The 18,869-nt window shown below is 69.7% G+C and carries 17 protein-coding genes, 1 tRNA gene and 1 other RNA gene; 10 read left to right on the top strand and 9 right to left on the bottom strand.

The features are described from left to right. Positions 1-78 precede the first annotated feature (78 nt). Complete coding sequence (locus tag QJ043_RS08330; RefSeq protein ID WP_283713237.1) at positions 79-336, top strand: hypothetical protein; 258 nt, start codon at positions 79-81, stop codon at positions 334-336. On the opposite strand, the gene QJ043_RS08325 is transcribed toward QJ043_RS08330, so the two are convergent. From QJ043_RS08325 to QJ043_RS08315, 3 genes are all read right to left on the bottom strand, one after another. Then, complete coding sequence (locus tag QJ043_RS08325; RefSeq protein WP_283713236.1) at positions 333-1,340, bottom strand: TIGR03915 family putative DNA repair protein; 1,008 nt, start codon at positions 1,338-1,340, stop codon at positions 333-335. The genes QJ043_RS08330 and QJ043_RS08325 overlap by 4 nt on opposite strands. Positions 1,341-1,380: 40 nt before the next feature. Continuing rightward, positions 1,381-2,760, bottom strand: coding sequence for a putative DNA modification/repair radical SAM protein (locus QJ043_RS08320; protein WP_283713235.1), 1,380 nt, complete (start codon positions 2,758-2,760; stop codon positions 1,381-1,383). Positions 2,761-2,877: 117 nt separating this feature from the next. Next, positions 2,878-3,513, bottom strand: coding sequence for an IMPACT family protein (locus QJ043_RS08315; RefSeq protein WP_283713234.1), 636 nt, complete (start codon positions 3,511-3,513; stop codon positions 2,878-2,880). 69 nt (positions 3,514-3,582) lie between these two features. On the opposite strand from QJ043_RS08315, the gene rnpB reads away from it, so the two are divergent. Continuing rightward, positions 3,583-3,947: RNase P RNA component class A (rnpB, locus tag QJ043_RS08310), an RNA gene on the top strand. Between the two features lie 63 nt (positions 3,948-4,010). Here rnpB and QJ043_RS08305 read toward each other — a convergent pair. Continuing rightward, the gene (locus tag QJ043_RS08305) at positions 4,011-5,234 is read right to left on the bottom strand and encodes a nucleotide sugar dehydrogenase (protein ID WP_283713233.1); all 1,224 of its coding nucleotides are present in this window, start codon (positions 5,232-5,234) and stop codon (positions 4,011-4,013) included. 451 nt (positions 5,235-5,685) lie between these two features. Here QJ043_RS08305 and QJ043_RS08300 point away from each other — a divergent pair, with 451 nt between their 5' ends. The 3 genes from QJ043_RS08300 to QJ043_RS08290 all read left to right on the top strand — a co-directional run bounded on the left by QJ043_RS08300 (position 5,686) and on the right by QJ043_RS08290 (position 9,493). Continuing rightward, the gene (locus QJ043_RS08300) at positions 5,686-6,849 is read left to right on the top strand and encodes a glycosyltransferase family 4 protein (RefSeq protein ID WP_283713232.1); all 1,164 of its coding nucleotides are present in this window, start codon (positions 5,686-5,688) and stop codon (positions 6,847-6,849) included. Between the two features lie 77 nt (positions 6,850-6,926). Further along, complete coding sequence (locus QJ043_RS08295; protein WP_283713230.1) at positions 6,927-8,192, top strand: DNA recombination protein RmuC; 1,266 nt, start codon at positions 6,927-6,929, stop codon at positions 8,190-8,192. An 11-nt stretch (positions 8,193-8,203) separates the two neighbouring features. Then, positions 8,204-9,493: a deoxyguanosinetriphosphate triphosphohydrolase family protein gene (locus tag QJ043_RS08290; protein WP_283713229.1), complete on the top strand. Its 1,290-nt coding sequence runs from the start codon at positions 8,204-8,206 to the stop codon at positions 9,491-9,493. Between the two features lies 1 nt (position 9,494). Here QJ043_RS08290 and QJ043_RS08285 read toward each other — a convergent pair whose 3' ends face one another. Continuing rightward, positions 9,495-10,526: a hypothetical protein gene (locus tag QJ043_RS08285; RefSeq protein WP_283713227.1), complete on the bottom strand. Its 1,032-nt coding sequence runs from the start codon at positions 10,524-10,526 to the stop codon at positions 9,495-9,497. A 114-nt stretch (positions 10,527-10,640) separates the two neighbouring features. On the opposite strand from QJ043_RS08285, the gene QJ043_RS08280 reads away from it, so the two are divergent. Beyond that, entirely contained in the window at positions 10,641-11,141 is a 501-nt protein-coding gene (locus QJ043_RS08280; protein ID WP_283713226.1) for an S-ribosylhomocysteine lyase, read from the top strand. Positions 11,142-11,201: 60 nt separating this feature from the next. On the opposite strand, the gene QJ043_RS08275 is transcribed toward QJ043_RS08280, so the two are convergent. The 4 genes from QJ043_RS08275 to QJ043_RS08260 all read right to left on the bottom strand — a co-directional run bounded on the left by QJ043_RS08275 (position 11,202) and on the right by QJ043_RS08260 (position 16,102). Continuing rightward, positions 11,202-12,977 carry a glycosyltransferase family A protein gene (locus QJ043_RS08275; RefSeq protein ID WP_283713224.1) on the bottom strand — a complete coding sequence of 592 codons (1,776 nt, stop codon included), beginning with the start codon at positions 12,975-12,977 and terminating at the stop codon, positions 11,202-11,204. Between the two features lie 111 nt (positions 12,978-13,088). Further along, positions 13,089-14,855: a glycosyltransferase family 2 protein gene (locus QJ043_RS08270; RefSeq protein WP_283713223.1), complete on the bottom strand. Its 1,767-nt coding sequence runs from the start codon at positions 14,853-14,855 to the stop codon at positions 13,089-13,091. Between the two features lie 171 nt (positions 14,856-15,026). Continuing rightward, positions 15,027-15,968, bottom strand: a complete 942-nt coding sequence (locus QJ043_RS08265) for a radical SAM protein (protein ID WP_283713222.1) — start codon at positions 15,966-15,968, stop codon at positions 15,027-15,029. Between the two features lie 58 nt (positions 15,969-16,026). Further along, positions 16,027-16,102, bottom strand: a tRNA-Ala gene (locus QJ043_RS08260). A gap of 180 nt (positions 16,103-16,282) precedes the next feature. Between QJ043_RS08260 and QJ043_RS08255 the strand changes: the two genes are divergently transcribed. The 4 genes from QJ043_RS08255 to QJ043_RS08240 all read left to right on the top strand — a co-directional run bounded on the left by QJ043_RS08255 (position 16,283) and on the right by QJ043_RS08240 (position 18,841). Then, positions 16,283-16,525 (top strand): hypothetical protein, encoded by a 243-nt coding sequence (locus QJ043_RS08255; protein WP_283713221.1) that lies wholly within the window; start codon positions 16,283-16,285, stop codon positions 16,523-16,525. An 84-nt stretch (positions 16,526-16,609) separates the two neighbouring features. Then, on the top strand, positions 16,610-16,828 hold the full coding sequence (locus QJ043_RS08250) for a hypothetical protein (RefSeq protein ID WP_283713220.1): 219 nt from the start codon (positions 16,610-16,612) through the stop codon (positions 16,826-16,828). Positions 16,829-16,959: 131 nt separating this feature from the next. Next, the gene (locus QJ043_RS08245) at positions 16,960-17,265 is read left to right on the top strand and encodes a hypothetical protein (protein ID WP_283713219.1); all 306 of its coding nucleotides are present in this window, start codon (positions 16,960-16,962) and stop codon (positions 17,263-17,265) included. Positions 17,266-17,350: 85 nt separating this feature from the next. Next, entirely contained in the window at positions 17,351-18,841 is a 1,491-nt protein-coding gene (locus QJ043_RS08240; RefSeq protein ID WP_283713217.1) for a nicotinate phosphoribosyltransferase, read from the top strand. The last annotated feature ends 28 nt before the right edge of the window (positions 18,842-18,869 follow it).

Here is an 18,869-nt window from a genome sequence, read left to right as displayed (position 1 = left end):
GTATTGCATATTAAAGGAGAACCGAACCAGTGCCGCACACATGGCACCGCCCTAAGGCCTTCAGGTGAGGGGGCGACGATGGGCCCTTACTGCGTGGTGGAGGTGAATCAACGGCTCAAGCGCGGGGACCGGCTCCCAGGGAGCTTTGCGACGCGCGACGAGGCGGCGGAGCACGCTGTGCGCGAGGCATGGTTCATGAGCGTCGGCGCGCAGGTGCTCGAAACGGCTGGGCGCCCCTTCTTGAACCCCCAGGACTACGAGTACATCGTGTGCGAGGACAAGCGGCACGAGGGGTTGAACATGCCGTGGGGAACGGTGCTGCAGCTTCGTTCCTAACCACGTGAGCCGCTGGCCGGAAGGACAGGGCAGGTGCCGGAACCCGCCCGGGAGTCGGTGCTTTTTTCCATGTCGAGCAGCGGGCCGTCAGGGGCGCCCCGATAGGCGGCGGGCACGAACGACCACGCGGTGTCCGTGCGGGGGTCCAACTCCGGCAGGCCGGCCCAGAGCCGCTGCGGCATGAAGGAGCCCCGGAGGTCGTACCCGCGCTGGTCCGCCCGGCGCCCGGGCAGCTCGAGCGCATCGTAGAACCGCTTCCACAGCGCCCTCACATAGGGCTCGTCGACGGCAAGGGTCACGGAGTCGGCCAGCCGCTCCGCGTCCTTCTGGGGCACGCGAACCAGCGTGAGGCGCCCCTCGGCATGGAGCGCCACGCGTCCGTGCTGAGGGTCGACGAGCGCGAATCGCTCGGTTCCCATGCGCCGCTTGAAATGGCCGGCCACCAAGGGGACCACGTCGGCGTTGGGGCGGTGGACCGCGACGAACGACCCGTCCGCCGCGTGGGAGAACCGCACGAACTGGCGCGCCCGCTCGCATTCCTGCGAGACGGCCGTGGCAAGCTCCTCGGCTCGGCCGACGTCAGGGTCGCTGTTGTGGCAGAAGACCGCGTGGTGCTCCGCGAAGGCGCGCCGGAGGAACCGATGGCCGCACTCGGGCACGTCCTTCGCGTCGCTCGCGGCCAGATACGCGAAGAAGCGCGTGCACCTCCGGCGGCAGGAGGGGCACCGGCTCTCCGACAGCGCCCGGTCACACCCCTGGCGAAGCGCGCGCTCGAGGCCTCGGTGAACGCGCACCGCGAACGCCGTGTCCGTCTCGACGGCGACCACGTGCTCGTCCAAGCGCGGTTGGAGGGCGTCCGCGCGCACCAAGCGCATCGCGTCCGCTGGCACGCGGGCCAGGTACGCGGCGCCCACGGCCGTGAGCACCCCCTCCGCCGTGGGCTCGACGGCAACGCAGGCGACCGTCGATTCCGCGGCGCAACGCGCCAGCTCCCGAGAGAGCACGACGGTCGCCTCGCTGGCGTCGCGGAACGGGTTGGAGGGGTCAAAAGAGGGAGAGCTGGCCCTCGGCAACGCGACGGGTCTTGTTGTACGTGGACTGGGAGGCATCGGCGATCACCCGCTCTCGGATGAGCTCGGGGTTCGCGGGGCTGCGTGGGTCGCGCTGGCCGTTGCAGGTGACGAAGTGCCGTGCGCGCCTCATGGTCAGCTTGAGCCGATCCAGGTCGTCGAACGTGAGCCGGTGCCCCCGACGGGCGCGGAGGATCTTTCGCGCGCCCGTGACACCGATGCCCGGGACGCGGAGCAGCTCCGCCTGCGGCGCGGTGTTGACCTCCACGGGGAACCGCTCCATGTGGGTCAGTGCCCAGGCCAGCTTGGGGTCTACGTCGAGGTCCAGGAACGGCGCCTCTGGCGAGACGAGCTCGTCTGCGGTGAACGCGTAGAAACGCATGAGCCAGTCGGCCTGGTACAGGCGGTGCTCCCGACGCAGCGGCACCGGCGTCTCGGGATGGGGGAGCCGGGAGTCGTCCACCACCGGCATATAGGCCGAGAAGAACACGCGCTTGAGCCCAAACCTCTGGTACAGGGAGCTTGAGAGCTTGAGGATCTGGTTGTCGCTCTCGGGGCTCGCCCCGATGATGAGCTGGGTGGACTGTCCGGCGGGACAGAAGCGCTGGAGGGCACCGGCCTTGGGTGACGCCGTCTGCGCCCCCGTGCTCATGGGCAGCAACGGCCGGACGGGCGCCTCGGGAAGCTCCGGTTTCACGGTGGAGAACCGTGAGCCGGCGCCCTTGTTGCCGCGGCCGCCGGCACCGAGCAGGCGCTCGCCCTCGATGGTTCGGGAAATCTGGGCCATGGGATGGAGGATCGACGACGCGTCCTTGTCGGGACAGAGGGCGCCCAACGAGGCGCGGCTCGGCAGCTCGATGTTCACCGAGAGCCGGTCCGCATAGCGTCCGAGCCGGTCGAGGAGCACCGGGTCTGCGCCCGGGATGGCCTTGGCGTGGATGTAGCCGTTGAACCGCTCCTCCTCGCGCAGGATGCGGAGGCACTCGATCATGCGCTCCGCCGTGCGGTTCGGGTCGCCGAGCACCCCCGAGCTCAGGAAGAGCCCCTCGATGTAGTTGCGCTTGTAGAAGTCCATCGTGAGGCTCGCGAGCTCGCGGGGCTCGAACGTGGCGCGGGGGCGCGGGTTCGAGCGCCGGTTGACGCAATAGGCGCAGTCGTAGGAGCAGGCGTTGGAGAGGAGCACTTTGAGCAGCGTCACGCAGCGGCCGTCTGCCGTGAACGAGTGGCAGCAGCCGCAGGAGTTGGCGTTGCCGAGGGCCCCCTTCTTGGGCGCGCGGTCCACGCCCGACGAGGTGCAGGCGGCGTCGTACTTGGCCGCGTCGGCGAGAATTCCGAGCTTGGTCAGCGTGTCCATACGGCTGTGCTCCCTTGGACGGAACTTGCGTTCCTATTGTGTTCCATCCTAGCACAAAAAGAATGGACGTTCGAGCACGAACGTTCTGGTGAGCGATGGCCGACCGTGTGCCCTGGCTCAGAACTCCGCGAACCGCGGCTCTCGGACACGCACGAGGTCCTCGCCCGAGGCCAGCTCACGCACCGCGTCCACGAAGGGGCGCTCGTCACCGGCCTTGAAGTCCACGGTGAGCGTCACGTCCTCTCGAAAGAGCTGGTCGCGCACCTTGCCGCCCGCGTCCGCCGCGAGGCGTGAGACGCGGTCGTACCAGGCGTAAGGCACCGACACCGCGCACGGGGTGACGAAGGTCATCACCACGACGCCGCCTGTCTGCTCAGCGACATCGATGGCTCCGGACGCGGCCCCCGAGTAAGCGCGGACGAGGCCGCCGGGGCCGAGGAGCGTGCCACCGAAGTACCTGGTCACCACACAGCACACGTCCATGAGCCCCGCGCCCCGCAGAACGTCGAGCACGGGGTGCCCGGCCGTGCCCTGGGGCTCGCCGTCGTCGCTTGCGCGCTCGGTGCCGTCGGCCAGGATCCACACCGGCACGTTGTGGCGCGCGTCGTGATGGGTGGCGCGCACCTCGGCGACGAACGCGTCCGCATCGGCCGCGGTCGCGACGTGCGCCAGTTGGGCGATGAAGCGGCTCTTGCGGTCGACCAGCTCGAAGGTGGGGCGGGCGCCCCGGGCGACGGTGCGGTAGCTGTCCATAGGTCCTTCTCGTGGGATTGCGCGGGGTTTGTAGACGCATCCACTCTAGCTGCTACAATGCTGCCTCGCGAAGCGGGCCAGACGGCCGCGCCGGTGCCCTCGTGGCGCCGGTGAGGAAAGTCCGGGCTCCACAGGGCAGGATGCCAGCTAACGGCTGGGCGGAGCGATCCGACGGAAAGCGCCGCAGAAAAGAAGACTCCCGCTGCCCGGGCCTCGGCTCGGGTGAGAGAAAAGCTGAAACGGTGGTGTAAGAGACCACCAGCGCCTTGGCAACAGGGCGGCTTGGCAAGCCCCATCCGGAGCAAGCACGAATAGGAGCGCGATGGGTTGGCCCGACCCGCGCTCGGGTTGTGCGCGAGAGAAGGCGCCGGCGACGGCGTCTCGAGATAAATGGTCGTCCACGACAGAACCCGGCTTACCGGCCCGCTTCGCCCCTTTCAGATGAGAGAAGGCCCCTCTTGGGAGGGGCCTTCTGCGTTCGAACGGGGGCCGGGAGACTAGTCCCGCCGGAACAGGTCGCGCGTGTACACCTTGTCCGCCACGTCGGCCAGCTCGTCGCTCCAGCGGTTCGCCACGATCACGTCGCACTCCTTGAGGCGGTCGAGGTCGTGCGTCACCTCGGAGCCGAAGAACTCCGGGTCGTCGAGGGTCGGCTCGTAGACCACGACCGGGACGCCCCTGGCCTTGACGCGCTTCATGATGCCCTGCACGGAGCTGGCCCGGAAGTTGTCCGAGCCGCTCTTCATCGTGAGCCGGTACACGCCCACCACCGGGTGCGGCACCCCCTGGTACACGAGGCCCATCACGCGCTGGAGCACCTGCTCGGCCACGTAGTCCTTGCGGGTGCGGTTGGCCTCGACGATGGCCCCGATGAGGCTCTGGGGCACGTCCTCGTAGTTCGCGAGCAGCTGCTTGGTGTCCTTGGGCAGGCAGTAGCCGCCGTAGCCGAAGCTGGGGTTGTTGTAGTGGGGCCCGATGCGCGGGTCGAGGCCGACGCCCTCGATGATGGACGCGGCGTCGAGGCCGCGCTCGCTCGCGTAGGTGTCCAGCTCGTTGAAGTAGGCGACGCGCAGCGCCAGGTACGTGTTGGCGAAGAGCTTGACGGCCTCGGCGTCCGTGGAGCCCATCACGAGGGTGGGGGCGTCCGGCCCCGCCGCGCCCTCCTGCAGCAGGCGCGCGAAGCCCTCGGCGTCCCCGCGGGTGGCGGCGCCGCCCCGGGGCACGCCCACGATGATGCGGCTGGGCTCGAGGTTGTCCTGGAGGGCGTGGCCCTCGCGGAGGAACTCAGGGCTGAAGAGCAGGCGCATGGCCGGCCGGAGCCGCTGCTGGGACTCGGTGTAGCCCACCGGCACGGTGGACTTGACGACCACGAGGGCGCCCGGGTTGACCTCGGCGACCAGGTCGAGAACGGCCTCGACGGCCGAGGTGTCGAAGTGGTTCTGTGCCGGGTCGTAGTTGGTGGGGGTCGCGACCACGACGAGGTCGGCGTCCGCGTAGGCCGCGGCGCCGTCGGTGGTGGCCGTCAGGGCCAGCGGGCGCTCGCCGGACGCGTCCGCGGCCAGGAAGGCCTCGACCTCCGCGTCGCGGATGGGGGACTCGCGGCGGTTGAGCGCCTCGACCTTCTGCGGCACCACGTCCACGGCGGTGACGTCGTTGTGCTGGGCGAGCAGGACGGCGAGGGACAGGCCCACGTAGCCGAGGCCGGCGACGGCGATTCTCATATAGGCACCCTTCGTTGCTGCATGGCAGGGGACGCACCAAGGGTAGGTCCTTTGCCGCGCGGGCGCCGCACGCGTCGGGAAAACTGCGCGATCGTCAGGGGCGATGAGGTTGCAGCGGCACAAAAGGCGCCGCCCCCGTCGGAACGAGAAATGAACCCACCTCTCACAGGTGGGTGGCCATGCCGTCGGTTCCAGCTTCCCCAACAACGGGGGATACCTGTACTGGGACAAGCAGGGGGCCTCCCGTTGAATGCTTGTCGGTTCACCCAGTTAGTGCCGCGGGGGCGGCAGAACGATTATTGCCCCTCTTCGCAGGCTCTTAAAGCCTTGACCCCGCGGACGGTCTGTGCCTGTGGGGTGTGTGCGGAGGAGCGCGCACCCATGCAGTAGACTGGCACACTGGTGACAGGTGGCGGCGTTTGTGCCGGTCAGGACGAGGAAAGGGGGGGGCATGGACTGGTTCGCGTTCGCCTGTGCCTTCCTGACCGCGTTCCTTGTGACGCTTCTGTGCACGCCTGTGGCCCGCCGCATTGCGATCGCGCTCGGTGCCGTGGACCGCCCGGCCAAGCGCCGGGTCAACCGGGTCCCGATCCCTCGCATGGGCGGCATCGCCGTGGCCCTCGGCATGGCCTGCGCGTTTGGGCTCCTGGCGTGGGGCGCCAAGGCCGGGGTGTGGTCGTCGGTCTTCTTTTCGGAGGGGCGCCAGCTCGTGAACTACCCGGTCCTCGGGCTCTCGCTTGTGGTCATCTTCTTGACCGGTGCGGTGGACGACGTGCGAGGGCTCCGACCGCTTCCCAAGCTCTGCCTGCAGGTGGCCGCCGCTGTCGTGGCCGCTGCGAGCGGCCTCGTGATAGGCAACGTGGTGAACCCGTTCGCCCCGGGCGAGGTGAACCTCGGCTGGATGGGCTACGTGCTCACGGTGGTCTATCTCGTCGCGTTCGCCAACATCATCAACCTGATCGACGGGCTGGACGGCCTTGCTTCCGGCGTGTCCTGCATCTCGTCGCTGACGCTCTTCGTGCTCGCGTTCAACGCCGGCCGGTACGACGCCGCCGGTCTGGCGATCGTCCTCTGCGGCGCCACGCTTGGATTCCTGAGGTACAACTTCAACCCCGCCGGTATCTTCCTCGGCGATTCCGGGTCGCTTTTGCTCGGGTTCTCGCTCGGGTGCATCTCCTTGCTCTCGGTCACGCGCGTCGCCGGCCTCACGATGATCCTCCTGCCGCTCGTGCTGGCCTGGGTCCCCATCATGGACACGTTCTCCGCCATCGTGCGTCGGCGCCGCGCCCACGTGTCCGTGGGTCAGGCTGACAAGGGGCACATCCATCACCGTTTGATCCAAGAGGGGTTCAACCAGCGCCAGGCGGTGCTCCTGATCTACCTGTGGACGTTCCTGTTGTGCGCGGGCGCCATCGTGATGACCCAGGTGGGCCTCTGGCCTCGGATCGCGATCTTCCTGTTCCTGATGGCCTTCTCGGCGTTGTTCGCCGTGAAGCTCCGGCTCTTCCAGCCGGTGCTGTTGCACCACTACGACTCGGAGGGCCACGACGAGCTGATCAGCCCGGACGACCCCTCCTTCGCCGAGGAGGCTCACCGCCAGCACATGGAGCGCTAGCTGGCCGGGGCGGCTTGCACGAACGCGCGTTCTGACACATACTGGGGACATTGGAACATTTGACGCAAGGAGCACCGATGGACCTGTTGTCCCTGTTGGCCTTTTTGGCGGCCGCGGCCGCCCTGGTGGTGGGGCTCCTGGTTCTTCGGGAGCTGCGCTCTGGCGCGCCGGCCCCTGTCGACCAGGCGCTTGCGAGCACCGACGCGCATCTGCGGGAGCTGGCCGCCCGGCAGGCGCAGGACGCGGGGCGGCTGTCGGCGTCCGTGGACGGCACGGCCCAGGCGGTCGCGCGAGTCGACGCCCGCATGGACCAGCTGAGGCAGGACGTCTCGGGGCAGCTCTCCGTTGCGGCGTCTTCGATGGCGGCGGGCCAGAACGCGCTCCGTCAGGAGATGGCCGGCCAGATGAGCGCGCTGCGCCTCGACACGAGCCACCAACTCGAGACCGTCCGCGCCACCGTGGACGAACGGCTCGCGAAGACCTTGAACGACCGCTTGGCCGTGTCGTTCCAATCCATCAACGAGCAGCTGGAGGCCGTGAACCAAGGCCTCGGGGCGGTGCAGGGGCTCGCGTCGAACGTGGGCGACCTGCGGCGCGTGCTCACCAACGTGAAGACCCGGGGCATCCTGGGCGAGGTCCAGCTGGGCGCGATCCTCCAGGAAGTGCTCGCGCCCGAACAGTACGAGACCAACGTGGCCGTCAAGCCCGGCTCGCGGGACGTGGTGGAGTTCGCCGTCCGCATCCCGGTGGAGGGCGGCGGGGCGGTCCTCTTGCCCATCGACGCCAAGTTCCCGGGGGACACCTACGCTGCGCTCGAGGAGGCCCGCGAGGCGGGGACGAAGGCGGACGTGGAGGCTGCGAGGAAGGCGCTCGTGGCCGTCGTGAAGCGCGAGGCGAAGGACATCTCGAGCAAGTACATCTCGGTGCCCGAGACCACCAACTTCGCGCTCATGTTCCTGCCCGTGGAGGGCCTGTATGCGGAGGTGGTCTCCGTTCCCGGGCTCATCGTCGAGCTGCAGCGCGACTACTCGGTGAACGTGGCCGGCCCCTCGACGATGGCGGCCCTCCTCAACAGCCTGCAGCTCAGTTACCAGACGCTCGCGATCCAGAGGCAGACGGACACGGTGCTCCAGGTGCTCCAGGGCGTGAAGGCCGAGTTCCCCCGGTACCAGAAGGCTCTGGAGCAGGCCAAGGCGCAGATCGAGCGCGCGGGCCACACGGTGGACAGGATCATCACGACGAGGGCCCGCGCGATGGAGCGCAAGCTCCGGGACATCGAGCTGCCAGGGGAGCCCCACAGCCCGGTGCTCGAAGACGACGCCTTGGACGGCGCTGACGACTGAAGGAGGCGGCCATGGAGCGTTCCTATGGGCGTGTGGCCGGAACGGTCAACGTGATGGCTCCGGACCTGCCGGTCGGTCTCGACGGCGCGGCCCAGGATCGTGTCGCTCGGATCTGTGCGGGGCCGAGAGGAGCCCTCGGGACACCGGACCAGGCCGCCCTGCGTCGGACGCTCGAGGCGCGCGACGAGCCGACGCCGCTCCGGCCGGCGTTCCTTCGTGACACGGAGAAGATCCTCCACACGCCGGCGTACAACCGCCTCACCGGAAAGACCCAGGTATTCAGCTTCCGTGCGGACGACGACCTCACCAGGCGGGGGCTGCACGCCCAGCTCGTGAACCGGGTGGCGCAGGACATCGGTCGCGCTCTCGGGCTCAACACGGACCTCATCGAGGCCATCGCGATCGGCCACGACATCGGCCACACGCCGTTCGGCCATGCCGGCGAGCGCTTCCTCAACGACGTGTACCACGAGCGCACCGGCCGCTGGTTCTTCCACAACGTGCACAGCGTGCGGGTCCTCGACGTCCTCTACCCACGGAACCTCACGCTCCAGACCCTCGACGGCGTCCTCTGCCACAACGGCGAGTGCGAGCAGCGGGTGTTCGAGACCAGCGGCCTGGCGACCTTTGACGAGTTCGACGAGGTGGTTGAGCGCTGTCGCAGGGAGGGCCCCGCGGCTGTTGCCCAGCTGCGCCCGATGACGCTCGAGGGCTGTGTGGTCCGCATCTCCGACATCATCGCCTATGTGGGCAAGGACCGTCAGGACGCGATACGTGCGGGGCACGTGCCGGCTGCGGCGTTCGACGACGGCCTCGGGGGCGCGTACAACAGCTGGGCCCTCGACGCGTTCATCGCGGACGTGGTCGAGAACAGCCTGGGCGGCTCGCGCATCGAGATGAGCCAGGAGGGCTTTCGCGAGCTCAAGCGCGCCAAGCGCGAGAACGGTGAGAAGATCTACGAGAAGCACGAGGTGCACGGCCCGATGGAGGGCCACGTGGAGGGACTCTTCGCGCAGATGTACGGCGCATGCCTCGAGGACCTGGCGTCCGGGAACCCCGCGTCGCCGATTCTCGCGCACCACGTGAGGCCGCTTTTGGCTGAGGCGGCGCACTATGGCCGCACCTATGACTGGCGCTCGGACCCGGACCAGACCGTGGTGGACTTCATCGCGTCGATGACGGACGACTACTTCATGGCCTATGCAGAACGCTTGAACCCGGGCAGGCCCGACCTCTTCCCGCAGCGCGACTACTTCGCGGACCTCGACGGGGGCCTGCGCCGGGACGGCGACTGGGGATGAGCTAGCCGGTGGTGGCCGCAGAGCCCGACGCGCCCGCGGATCCGGTGGCGCTGTCTGTCGTGGAACCGGATCCGGCCGCGCCGGCGCTCCCACTCGGATTAGCGCCCGAGCCGGATGTCGAGCCGGTCGAGGAGCTCGAGCCGGCCCCGGAGCCGGTCGTCGTGCCACTGCCGGGGTTCCCCGAGCTGTTGCCGGTTCCCGCCGAGCCGTTCGGCGTGGTGCCGGAGCTGCTCGTCGAGCCAGCGGAGCCGCCCCCTGTGGTCGAGGAGCTGGCATTTGAGGACACGTCCTGGCTGGTCGTGGTCGAGCTTGACGTCCCCTTCGTGTCGCTGGACGTGGCCGCCGACCCGTCCTTGGAGCTGCCGTTGGTGCCGGCCGCATCCTCGGGTTCAGAGTCCGTGGTCGTCTGTCGGCTCGTGGACACGATGGGGGCCTTGGTGCCGATGCCGTTGCCATGGGTCGCCACGCTCACCACGGCCGCATAGACGGCCACGGCAGCGAGCGCGGAGGCGACGGCGACCCCGATCGCCTCCAAAGTGACCTTGGCCGCGGTGCGATGGCTCCGTCTCCGGGCTCGGTCGCGGAGCTCTTGGGGCGCGATCCGGGCGCCGCTCGCGTCCATCGATCCCGAGGGCGCGAGGTACGGGTTGTCGGACGCGGCGGACGTCCCGTGGGTCGCGCCTGGTCGCACGGTCGTCTGGCCCGGCTCGCGTTCGACGACCATCTCCTTGAGGCGGTCGGCCGACCGGGCGACGGCCCGCTTGTACACCGAGCTCGACACGGCGGAGACCACCGAGCCCACCGCGACGCCGATCACCGAGCCGGCGATGCCGATCTGGTTCGTGAGGAGCATCGAGGTCACGGCCGCGAGCGCGCCGGCCAGAATCTGCGGCACGGACAGGTCGCTGAACCAACCGCCTCGCTTCTCGGGCTCGGTCGATGCCGGGGGCGCCGGCGTCGGCGCGCGCCGTACGGTCATGGTCGGCTGGGGCGTGTGCACGTCCCTGTGGTCCTGGCGTCCCTCGCTCGTCACGGATGGCTCCTCTCTGCTCGTCACCAGCCTACCCACGACCCTTGAAGGACCGATGGACACATGGCGGCTACACTTCTCCGGAGGCAGGTCGACGAGCGGAGGAGGACGTCTGCGATGGAGAAGATCGCGAGCTTCACGGTGGACCACGAGGCGTTGGAGCCGGGGCTCTACGTGTCCCGACGTGACCGGTGCGGCGACGTCTGCGTCACGACGTTCGACCTTCGCATGACAGCCCCCAACCGAGAGCCCGCCATGGACACGGCTGCCGTCCATGCGCTCGAGCATCTGGGGGCGACGTTCCTCCGGAATCACCCCGAGTGGGGCGAGCGGGTCGTGTACTTTGGGCCGATGGGGTGCCGAACCGGCTTCTACCTGGCCGTCTTCGGCGAGTGGGATGCCTCTGACCTCGTGCCTGTGGTGACCGACCTCTTCTCATGGGCCGCTGGCTATGAAGGGGACGTGCCGGGGGCGAACGCCCACGACTGTGGCAACTACCTTGACATCAACCTGCCCATGGCGCGCTGGGAGGCCCAACGGTACCTGGACCGCGCGCTCGTCGGCATCGACGAGGCGCACCTTGCCTACCCCAAGACCTCGGCGTTGAACGGCCTCTGAGGCGTGCGCCCCGGCACCCGCTCGCGTCGGGGCGCACGCTCTGTACCGTTGGGGGTCTGCTCAGCCGGTCTTCTCGGCCTTGCCCCGCTTGAAGACGCGCTTGAGCACCCCCGCGTTCTGCTCGGCGTCGAGCGCCGCGTGGAACTCGTCGCGTTCGGCGCAGGCGTTGTCGAGGCGTCGCTCGAGGTCGGCCACCCGGTCCCTAAGGGAACGGTTCTCGGCCTCTAGCCGCTCGTTGGCGTCGAGGGCCTCGGTCGCCGACGTCTGGAGCGCCTGCGCCCGCGAGTCTTGCTCGCGCACTGTCGCGACGAGCCGGGAGGCGAGGGTCCGGGAGTCCGTGTCGGCGCGGGTGGTGGTTCCGAGGGCCATCTGGCTCACCAGCCCGCGCAGGCTCCCACTGCGGGCGCCGAGGAGGTTCCAGAGCTCCCCTTCGACGCCGTTGGCGGGGATGACGTTGGTCGCGAGCGCCACCTGCGCGGCCACGTCGCAGTACTCGGCCGGTGACGTGTGCTCGCCGGCGGCGAGGAGGGCGACCGGCATTCGGAGGGCCCGGGCCACGAGCTCGTCGTACGCTCCCTCGCGCGGCCCCTCCCACAGGATGAGGCCGTCCACGCCGGCCTTCTCCAGCTCGTGGGCTAGCGAGCGGCCACGCGCGAGCACGGCCTGGTGGGCCGGCAGCGTCGCTATGCGGGTGAGCGTCTCAGGGAGCGGCACGTCCTGCTCGGTGATGAACACGCAGGAGGTGCGGCGCCCGGCCACCGCGTCGTAGACCTTCAGGACGTCGGCGAGGTCGTTTCCCTGGCGCACGAGGATACCGAGACGCTCCGGGCGGCTGCCCTTCGGGGCCAGGCCCGGGGCGGCTCCGAGCCCGATGGCCAGCTGGGCGAGGTCACGGTCGCCGAGGTCGGCCGCAGCCGCCGCAAGGTACGGCGCTCCCCAGGCCTCCACCATCGCATCGGCTGCTCGCGGCAGGTCCTCGGGCGCCAGGCCGTCCGGGAAGCGCGACACCGCCTCCTCGCAGAGCATGAGCGCGAGGCCCTCCCAGTCCGCGAAGAACCGTTCCCACTGCTCGGTGCGGTTGAGGTGGTCGACCACCACCTCCGCAGTGGCTCGGTTCGCGCAGATGGCCTCGAAGTCCTCGAGCGGCATGGGCCCCTCGTGGCGCGCCTCGGCGATGTCGAGCGAGCGGATGTCGGGGCGCACGGCCATGCGCTCGGTCATCGTGGCAAGGATGAAGGAGCCGGCCGCGTCGTCGTGGTCGGCGAGGCGGTTGCGCTCGACCTCCGCCAGCGCGCGCCGGGCAAGCTCGGTGTCGAAGAGACGTCCCTTGAGGGTCGCGGGCACGGTCCGGTCGCGGAAGAGGGCGTGCGCCACATCCTCGCCCTCGATGGTCTGGAGCAGCGGGGAGACCACCCGGGCCTGGTGGCCGGTCTCGTCGTTGGAGGAGGGCTCGGGGGAATCGGAGACATAGGCGACCGAGGCGACGAGCGCGTTGGCCTGCGCCTCGTCGGCCGCGGCGACCATCCTGGCCAACGCACCGGGCGCGATCCGGTCCTCGGCGTCCATCAGCAGGACGCGGGGGCCATGGCTGGCCCTGAGGCCCGAGCGGTAGCTCTCGAGCCGACCCTGCGGCTCGAGATGTGATACCACGCGCACCCGCTCGGGGTCCTCGAGCGAGAGCTCGGCCGCCACGCGGGCCGTCCCGTCCTGGGAGCAATCGTCCACGAGCGCGACCTCGACCGCGACGCCCTCTTGGGACAGGGCGCTCCGGGCTGCCTCCACCAGCAGGTCTTCCGAGTCCTGGGCACGGATGACGACGGACACATCAAAGTCCATGGTTCCACCTCGCAGAGTGTGTTTGAGCGGCGTTTTGAGGGGTGTGAGCCATGGTACCCCACGAGGCCGTCGCCTCGCAGGAGGGGAGGGGCGGACCGGCGGGAGCGGCGGTCAGTCCCAGTCCTCGCTCGGGCGGTCCGGGGCGAACGGTGCTCCGGCCGGGAGCATGCCTGCTTCCACGAGCTGTCGGCGAAGACTGCGGGCCTCGTTGTGCGCGGCGGCCAGACGGGCCTCGAGGAGCGCGGCCTGTTCCTCAAGCTCGCGGATGCGCTCGGCGGCCGCGGCCGGAGAGGTCGGCTCGGAGGGGCGGAAGGCGCGCGCGACCGCAGCTGCCTCGGTGGAGAAGACCGACGCGCGCGGCGGCAGGAAGTCGAGGTCGGGCGACTCCTCCAGCGCGTCGAAGAGCCGGCTCCAGTACTCCTGTGCTCCTTCTCCCGGCTCGACCGGCACCACCGCCGCCTCAGGGGCGGCATAGGACCAGAACCGGGCGTTCCTCGGGGTCGGGCACCCGATCACTTCGGCCGCTTGGGCAACGCGGAGCAGCTCGGGCGCCGTGGGCCCCTCCGGGCAGCTGGGGGTCCCGAGCAGGGACGCGGCGCCCTGGGGCGCGAGCAGCACCGTCGGGACTCCTGCGAGGCGGGCGCACAACAGGTCGAGGGCCAGGGTCGGAGAACCCGTCAACGGCGCGGCGAGAGCGTCGACGCCGTGCTCTCGCACGGCACGGACGAGCGCCCGGGCGCGTGGAAGGTACGAGTCGCCGACCTTCCAGGCCGGGAGCGCGGCCGCCGGTGCGTCAGGGACGGGCAGCCCGGCGTCGGCGAGGACGGAGGCCTCGACGCCGAGCAGCGCGCAACTCTCCACCTGGCGCTCCAGCTCGAAGGACGCCGGGTCGCAGCCAGAAGGGGAGAGCAGGGCGACGGAGGACACCCGGCCGCTCTCGGGGCCGCTCGTCAGACGGGCCTTTGACGCCGCCTCAAGGAGCGCCGTGAGACCGTCGTCGGCCCCGGCGCCCAGTTTCCAATGGGCCACGGCGGCTGCAAGCTCCGGCGCCGGCCACGCCTCCGCGAGCGCCTCGAACGCCGCGCCCCGGCTCTCAGGGGGGACGTTGCCCGGGAAGGGCGCGACCAGCGGTTCCAGAAGCCGCAGCACGAGGGCCTGGTAGTCGCTCCGGTGGCAGTCCCAGTCGTTCTTTCGGCTAATGACGCGCCCCACCGCGCCTGCGGCCTGCGAGGCCAGGCACCCGGAACGGAACTGTTCAAGGGGGAAGCGCGACCGAGACGGCGCTGCGACCGGGGCAACGACGGGGTCCGAGCAGAGCGAGAGGCCGGGCGCCTCGTAGCAGAGCGCGAAGAGCGCGACGATGCCCGACTCCCGGGGAACCGAGGCGCACGGCAGGTCATCGAAGGCGCGGGCCGCGAGGTCGCGACGGGCGACGGCCCCGGAGAGCGAGAGCGGCGCCGCTCCTTCCGAGAACACGGCGTGCACCACTGAGCCGTCGGGCACGAGGCGGTCGTCCCCGGACGACGGCATCGCGAGCTTCGCCCCATGGCTCTCTGCGCACCGCACGGCGCAGGCGAGCCCGTCGTGCGTCAGCTCGTGCCCCGGATCCAGGAACGTGACCCATCGGCCCCGGGCGGCCTCGAGCCCCCGTCGGCGTGCCTCGAGCGGCCCTGTGGGCACGTCGCTCGTCAACAAGAGGGTGCGCGGGTCCGAGCAGAGGGCGCGCGCGGCACTCCCGGTCTTCGGCGCGAGCGACCCCGCCACGACGATCACCTCCACGCTCACGCCAGAGGAGCTGAGCGCGGAGACGATGGTGTCGGGGAGCGCTGAGGCGTCCTCAGGCACCGGGACGATGACGGACACGTCGGGCTCGGTCATGGTCCTCCTTGGGTCCTGTGCGACCTGCTGGCCGCGACGGCCCTGCGCGTCCCGCAGGGGGTCGAGAGGGCTTCAAACGGACTTCAGGATATCAGCGAAGTCGCTGGAAGAACAGTCCGTTGAACATAAGTTGTTGTCTGAAAATAACGGACACGACCGGGCTAGCGCCCCCTACCAGGGAACCTCCGGCCCCCGCACGCCCTCGGCGTCGAACGCTGGCACGAAGCTCTCGTCCACGGTGCCGCCCTGCTGCCACCAGAGGCGCTCGAAGCCGAGGTCGTCCGCGTGGTCGAGGACGGCCTCGTACTCCTCGGGCGAGACGCTGCGCGCCAGCTCGCCCCCGCGCGCACGGCAGGCCGCGTTGGGCGTGTACTGGTTCATGACGGAGAGGTCCGCCTCGTTGCCGCAGAGGGACCAGACGCGGTCGAGCACCGCGCAGGAGTCGTCCGCGTGCCCGGGCAGGACGAGGTGCCGCACGACGATTCCGCGCTGAAGCGCGCCCTCCTCGGTCTCAAGGCGGCCACCGGCGTCGCGGAGGTTCTCGAGCATCGCGGAGAGGGCACGGTCGGCCACCTCCGGGTAGTCGGGCGCGGCGGAGAGGCGCCGGGCCAGCTCGTTGCTCGCGTACTTGAAGTCGGTGAGCCAGATGTCCACGGTGTCGGCGAGTGCTCGGATCAGCTCGGGCAGCTCGTAGCCGCTCGTGTTGGCGACGACGGGCACCGTGAGGCCGAGGTCCCGGGCGCGCGCGACGGCCGCCGCGACGGTCGGGGCGAAGTGCAGCCCGGTGACGAGGTTGATGTTGAGCGCCCCCTGGCTCTGGAGCTCGAGCATCATGGCGGCCAGCCGCGCCGGCGTCACCTCGAGGCCCGCGAGGCCGCATGAGATCTCGTGGTTCTGGCAGTAGACGCACCCGAGCGGGCATCCCGAGAAGAAGACGGCCCCCGAGCCCGCCTCGCCCGAGATGGGGGGCTCTTCCCAGTAGTGGAGCGCAGAGCGAGCCGCGTGGACCGTCGCGCCCTCACGGCAGCGGCCGCCCTGGCCCGTCGTGCGGTCGACGCCGCACCGGCGCGGGCAGAGGCGGCACGAGCGGTAGGCATCGAACGACAGGTCCACGGGCGGCTCCTCTCGGCGGCGCACAAAAAAGGGACCCCGTGGGGTCCCTGATCAATCCTGGTGGAGACGAAGGGAATCGAACCCTCGGCCTCTGCCATGCGACGGCAGCGCTCTCCCAGCTGAGCTACGTCCCCAGGCGCAAACGCAGGAATGCAGTATCGGGCAACGGCGTGCGCCTGTCAACCGTCAACCCTGCTGGCTTTGTCGGGTTTGTCGGCGGCCCTTTTGCAAGGGAGCCTTCGGGATGGGGTCATGAGGGAGGGGTATAGGGACTCCAGCGACAACAAGGTTTGTGACGACCCAGGGAGGCAGTCATGTTCGATTATTTCGACCGTCAGGAAGAGACGACCGAGTCCAAGCACCTCACCCGGCCCAAGGAGCTGACCGAGGCCGAGCAGGCCGCGTTGGACGACCGCCACAAGGCCGACGGGGTGGAGAAGGAGACCCTCAAGGCCGCCAAGCGCGACATGGTCGACAACGAGGAGGAGGCCTACCTGCGCCAGACCGTGTACGACTCGGTCTATCAGGCCGACCGCGACGAGACCGAGATGCGGTAGCTAACAACCCCTGAGGTGGGGTACCAGCCCCTGAGAGCTCAACGGGCGCTGCGCCCACCGACACTGAACGAGGAGAGACACACCATGGCACGTATCTACGACGAGCCCCTCAACAACCGCAGCGGCATCGGCGGCAAGGAGGAGATGCAGCGGGAGCACTCCGTGCGCACCATGCACGACCAGGAGGAGAAGCACGAGTGTGAGCGCTTCGAGGGCGTCGAGGAGCAGCGGCTCGAGGACGTTCGCGAGGCCGATGAGGCCAAGCGCGAGCTGGCCGAGGAGGCCGGCACCGACGCGCTGTAGGCGTGCGACGGGGCGTCTCTTCATATGAGGACCCGTGAAACGGGCGCCGCTGGGATGCCGGCGGCGCCCGTTTTGGTTTAGGCTCATACACTGCGCCCCTCCAAAGGGGCGCCTTCGACCTAAGGAGTGCCATGGCCAGCCCTGACAATGGCTTGAGCGACCAGGAGCGCGCCGAGCTGGAACAGCTCCGCGCCGAGAAGGAGCAGCGCGAGGCTGCGGCCGCCGCGGCTCGCGAGCGCGCCGAGCTGGAGCAGCTCCGCGCCGAGAAGGCCGCGCACGAGGACGACGCGGCCCATGCGGCCCGCGTGGAGGCGGCCCGTCAGAAGATGGAGCCGGGCGACGACATGAGGATGCCCGCGGCCCAGAAGATCCTGTTGGTCATCTGCGCCGTGCTCTTCATCGCCGCCATTTGGTACGTGGTCACGGCCCCCAAGTAGACAACGCCCGATGAGACAGAACAAAGAGTCAGCTTTGTCTCATGTTGTGCGTACGCGAACCAGCCCCTTTCGACCGGGAGGCACCATGTCACTCACCGACGGCACCGTTCCCACCGACGTCGCCCTCAACACCGACCTCTACGAGCTCACGATGGCCCAAGGGTTCTGGGAGGAGGGCATGGCCTCCAATCGCGCCTGCTTCACGGTGTTCTTCCGCGAGAACCCGTTCCACGGTGGGTACGCCGTGGCCTGCGGCACGGGGCAGATCGGCGAGATGGTCGAGAACTTCCGTTTCACGGAGGACTCCATCGCCTACCTGCGCACCCTCCAGGCGCCCGGCGGGGGCCCGATGTTCAAAGAGGGGTTCCTCGACTACTTGGCCGGCTTTGAGCCGGACCTCGACATCTGGGCCGTCCGCGAGGGCGACCTCGTGTTCCCGCGCGAGCCGTTGGTGCGCGTCGAGGGCCCGATCATTGCGTGCCAGCTCATCGAGACCGCGCTGCTCAACCTCGTGAACTTCCAGACGCTCATCGCCACCAAGGCCGCGCGCGTGGTGCAGGCGGCCGAGGGCCACGTGGTGAGCGACTTCGGCCTGCGCCGCGCGCAGGGGCCTGACGGCGGCCTCACCGTGGCGCGCGCCAGCTACATCGGTGGCTGCGCCTCCACGTCCAACGTGCTGGCCGGCAAGGTGTACGGCATCCCGGTCTTCGGGACGCACGCCCACAGCTGGGTCATGGCCTTCCCGACGCAGCTGGAGGCCTTCCGCGCGTTCGCGAAGTCGAGCCCCAAGAACTGCGTGCTGCTCCTCGACACCTATGACGTGGCGCAGGGCGTCGAGGACGCCATCGTCGTCGCCAAGGAGATGGAGGCGGCGGGGGAGCGCCTGAGCGCCGTGCGCATCGACTCGGGCGACTTGGCCAAGCTTTCCAAGATGGCGCGCAGGCGCTTCGACGAGGAGGGGCTCGGCTACGTCAAGATCAGCGCCTCGAACGACCTCGACGAGTACACGATCCAGAGCCTCTTCGCGCAGGGGGCGCCCATCGACTCGTTCGGCGTGGGCACGAAGCTCGCAACGGCGGACCCGCAGCCGTCGCTCGGCGGCGTGTACAAGCTCTCGGCCTACCGGGCGGAGGACGACGAGGCTTGGACGCCCACGATGAAGGTCTCGGAGATGGCCTACAAGCGCACCATCCCCGGCGTGCAGCGCCTCGTGCGCTATCGCGACGTCGAAGGCGTGCCCGTGGGCGACGTGATCCTCGACGACGCGCACGTCATGCCTGAGAAGGCCGGCCATGCCGTGGACGTGCTCGATCCGGTGACCGAGTACGACTTCTCCCGCGCCGTGCCCGAGGACGTGCTCGTGTCCATGGTGCGCAACGGCCGCGACACGGGCGAGGGCGGCACGATCGCCGAGGCGCGCGACCGCTGCCGCACGGCGCTCCGGTACCTGGACCCCGCCACGAGGCGGTTCCTGAACCCGCAGTTCTATCCCGTGGGGCTCGAGCCCGGGCTGGCGGACCTGCGCCAGCGGCTCGCCCGCGAGGAGCGCGAGCGCGGCGGCAACCCGGCCGCGTGAGCGGCGAGGGTCCAAGGGGCGTGCGCGA

This window comes from Kribbibacterium absianum (assembly GCF_030067705.1).
GTDB classification, from domain to species: Bacteria; Actinomycetota; Coriobacteriia; order Coriobacteriales; family Atopobiaceae; genus Kribbibacterium; species Kribbibacterium absianum.
Note: the sequence above shows the minus strand (reverse complement) of the source record. Positions and strands in the feature narration are given on the sequence as shown.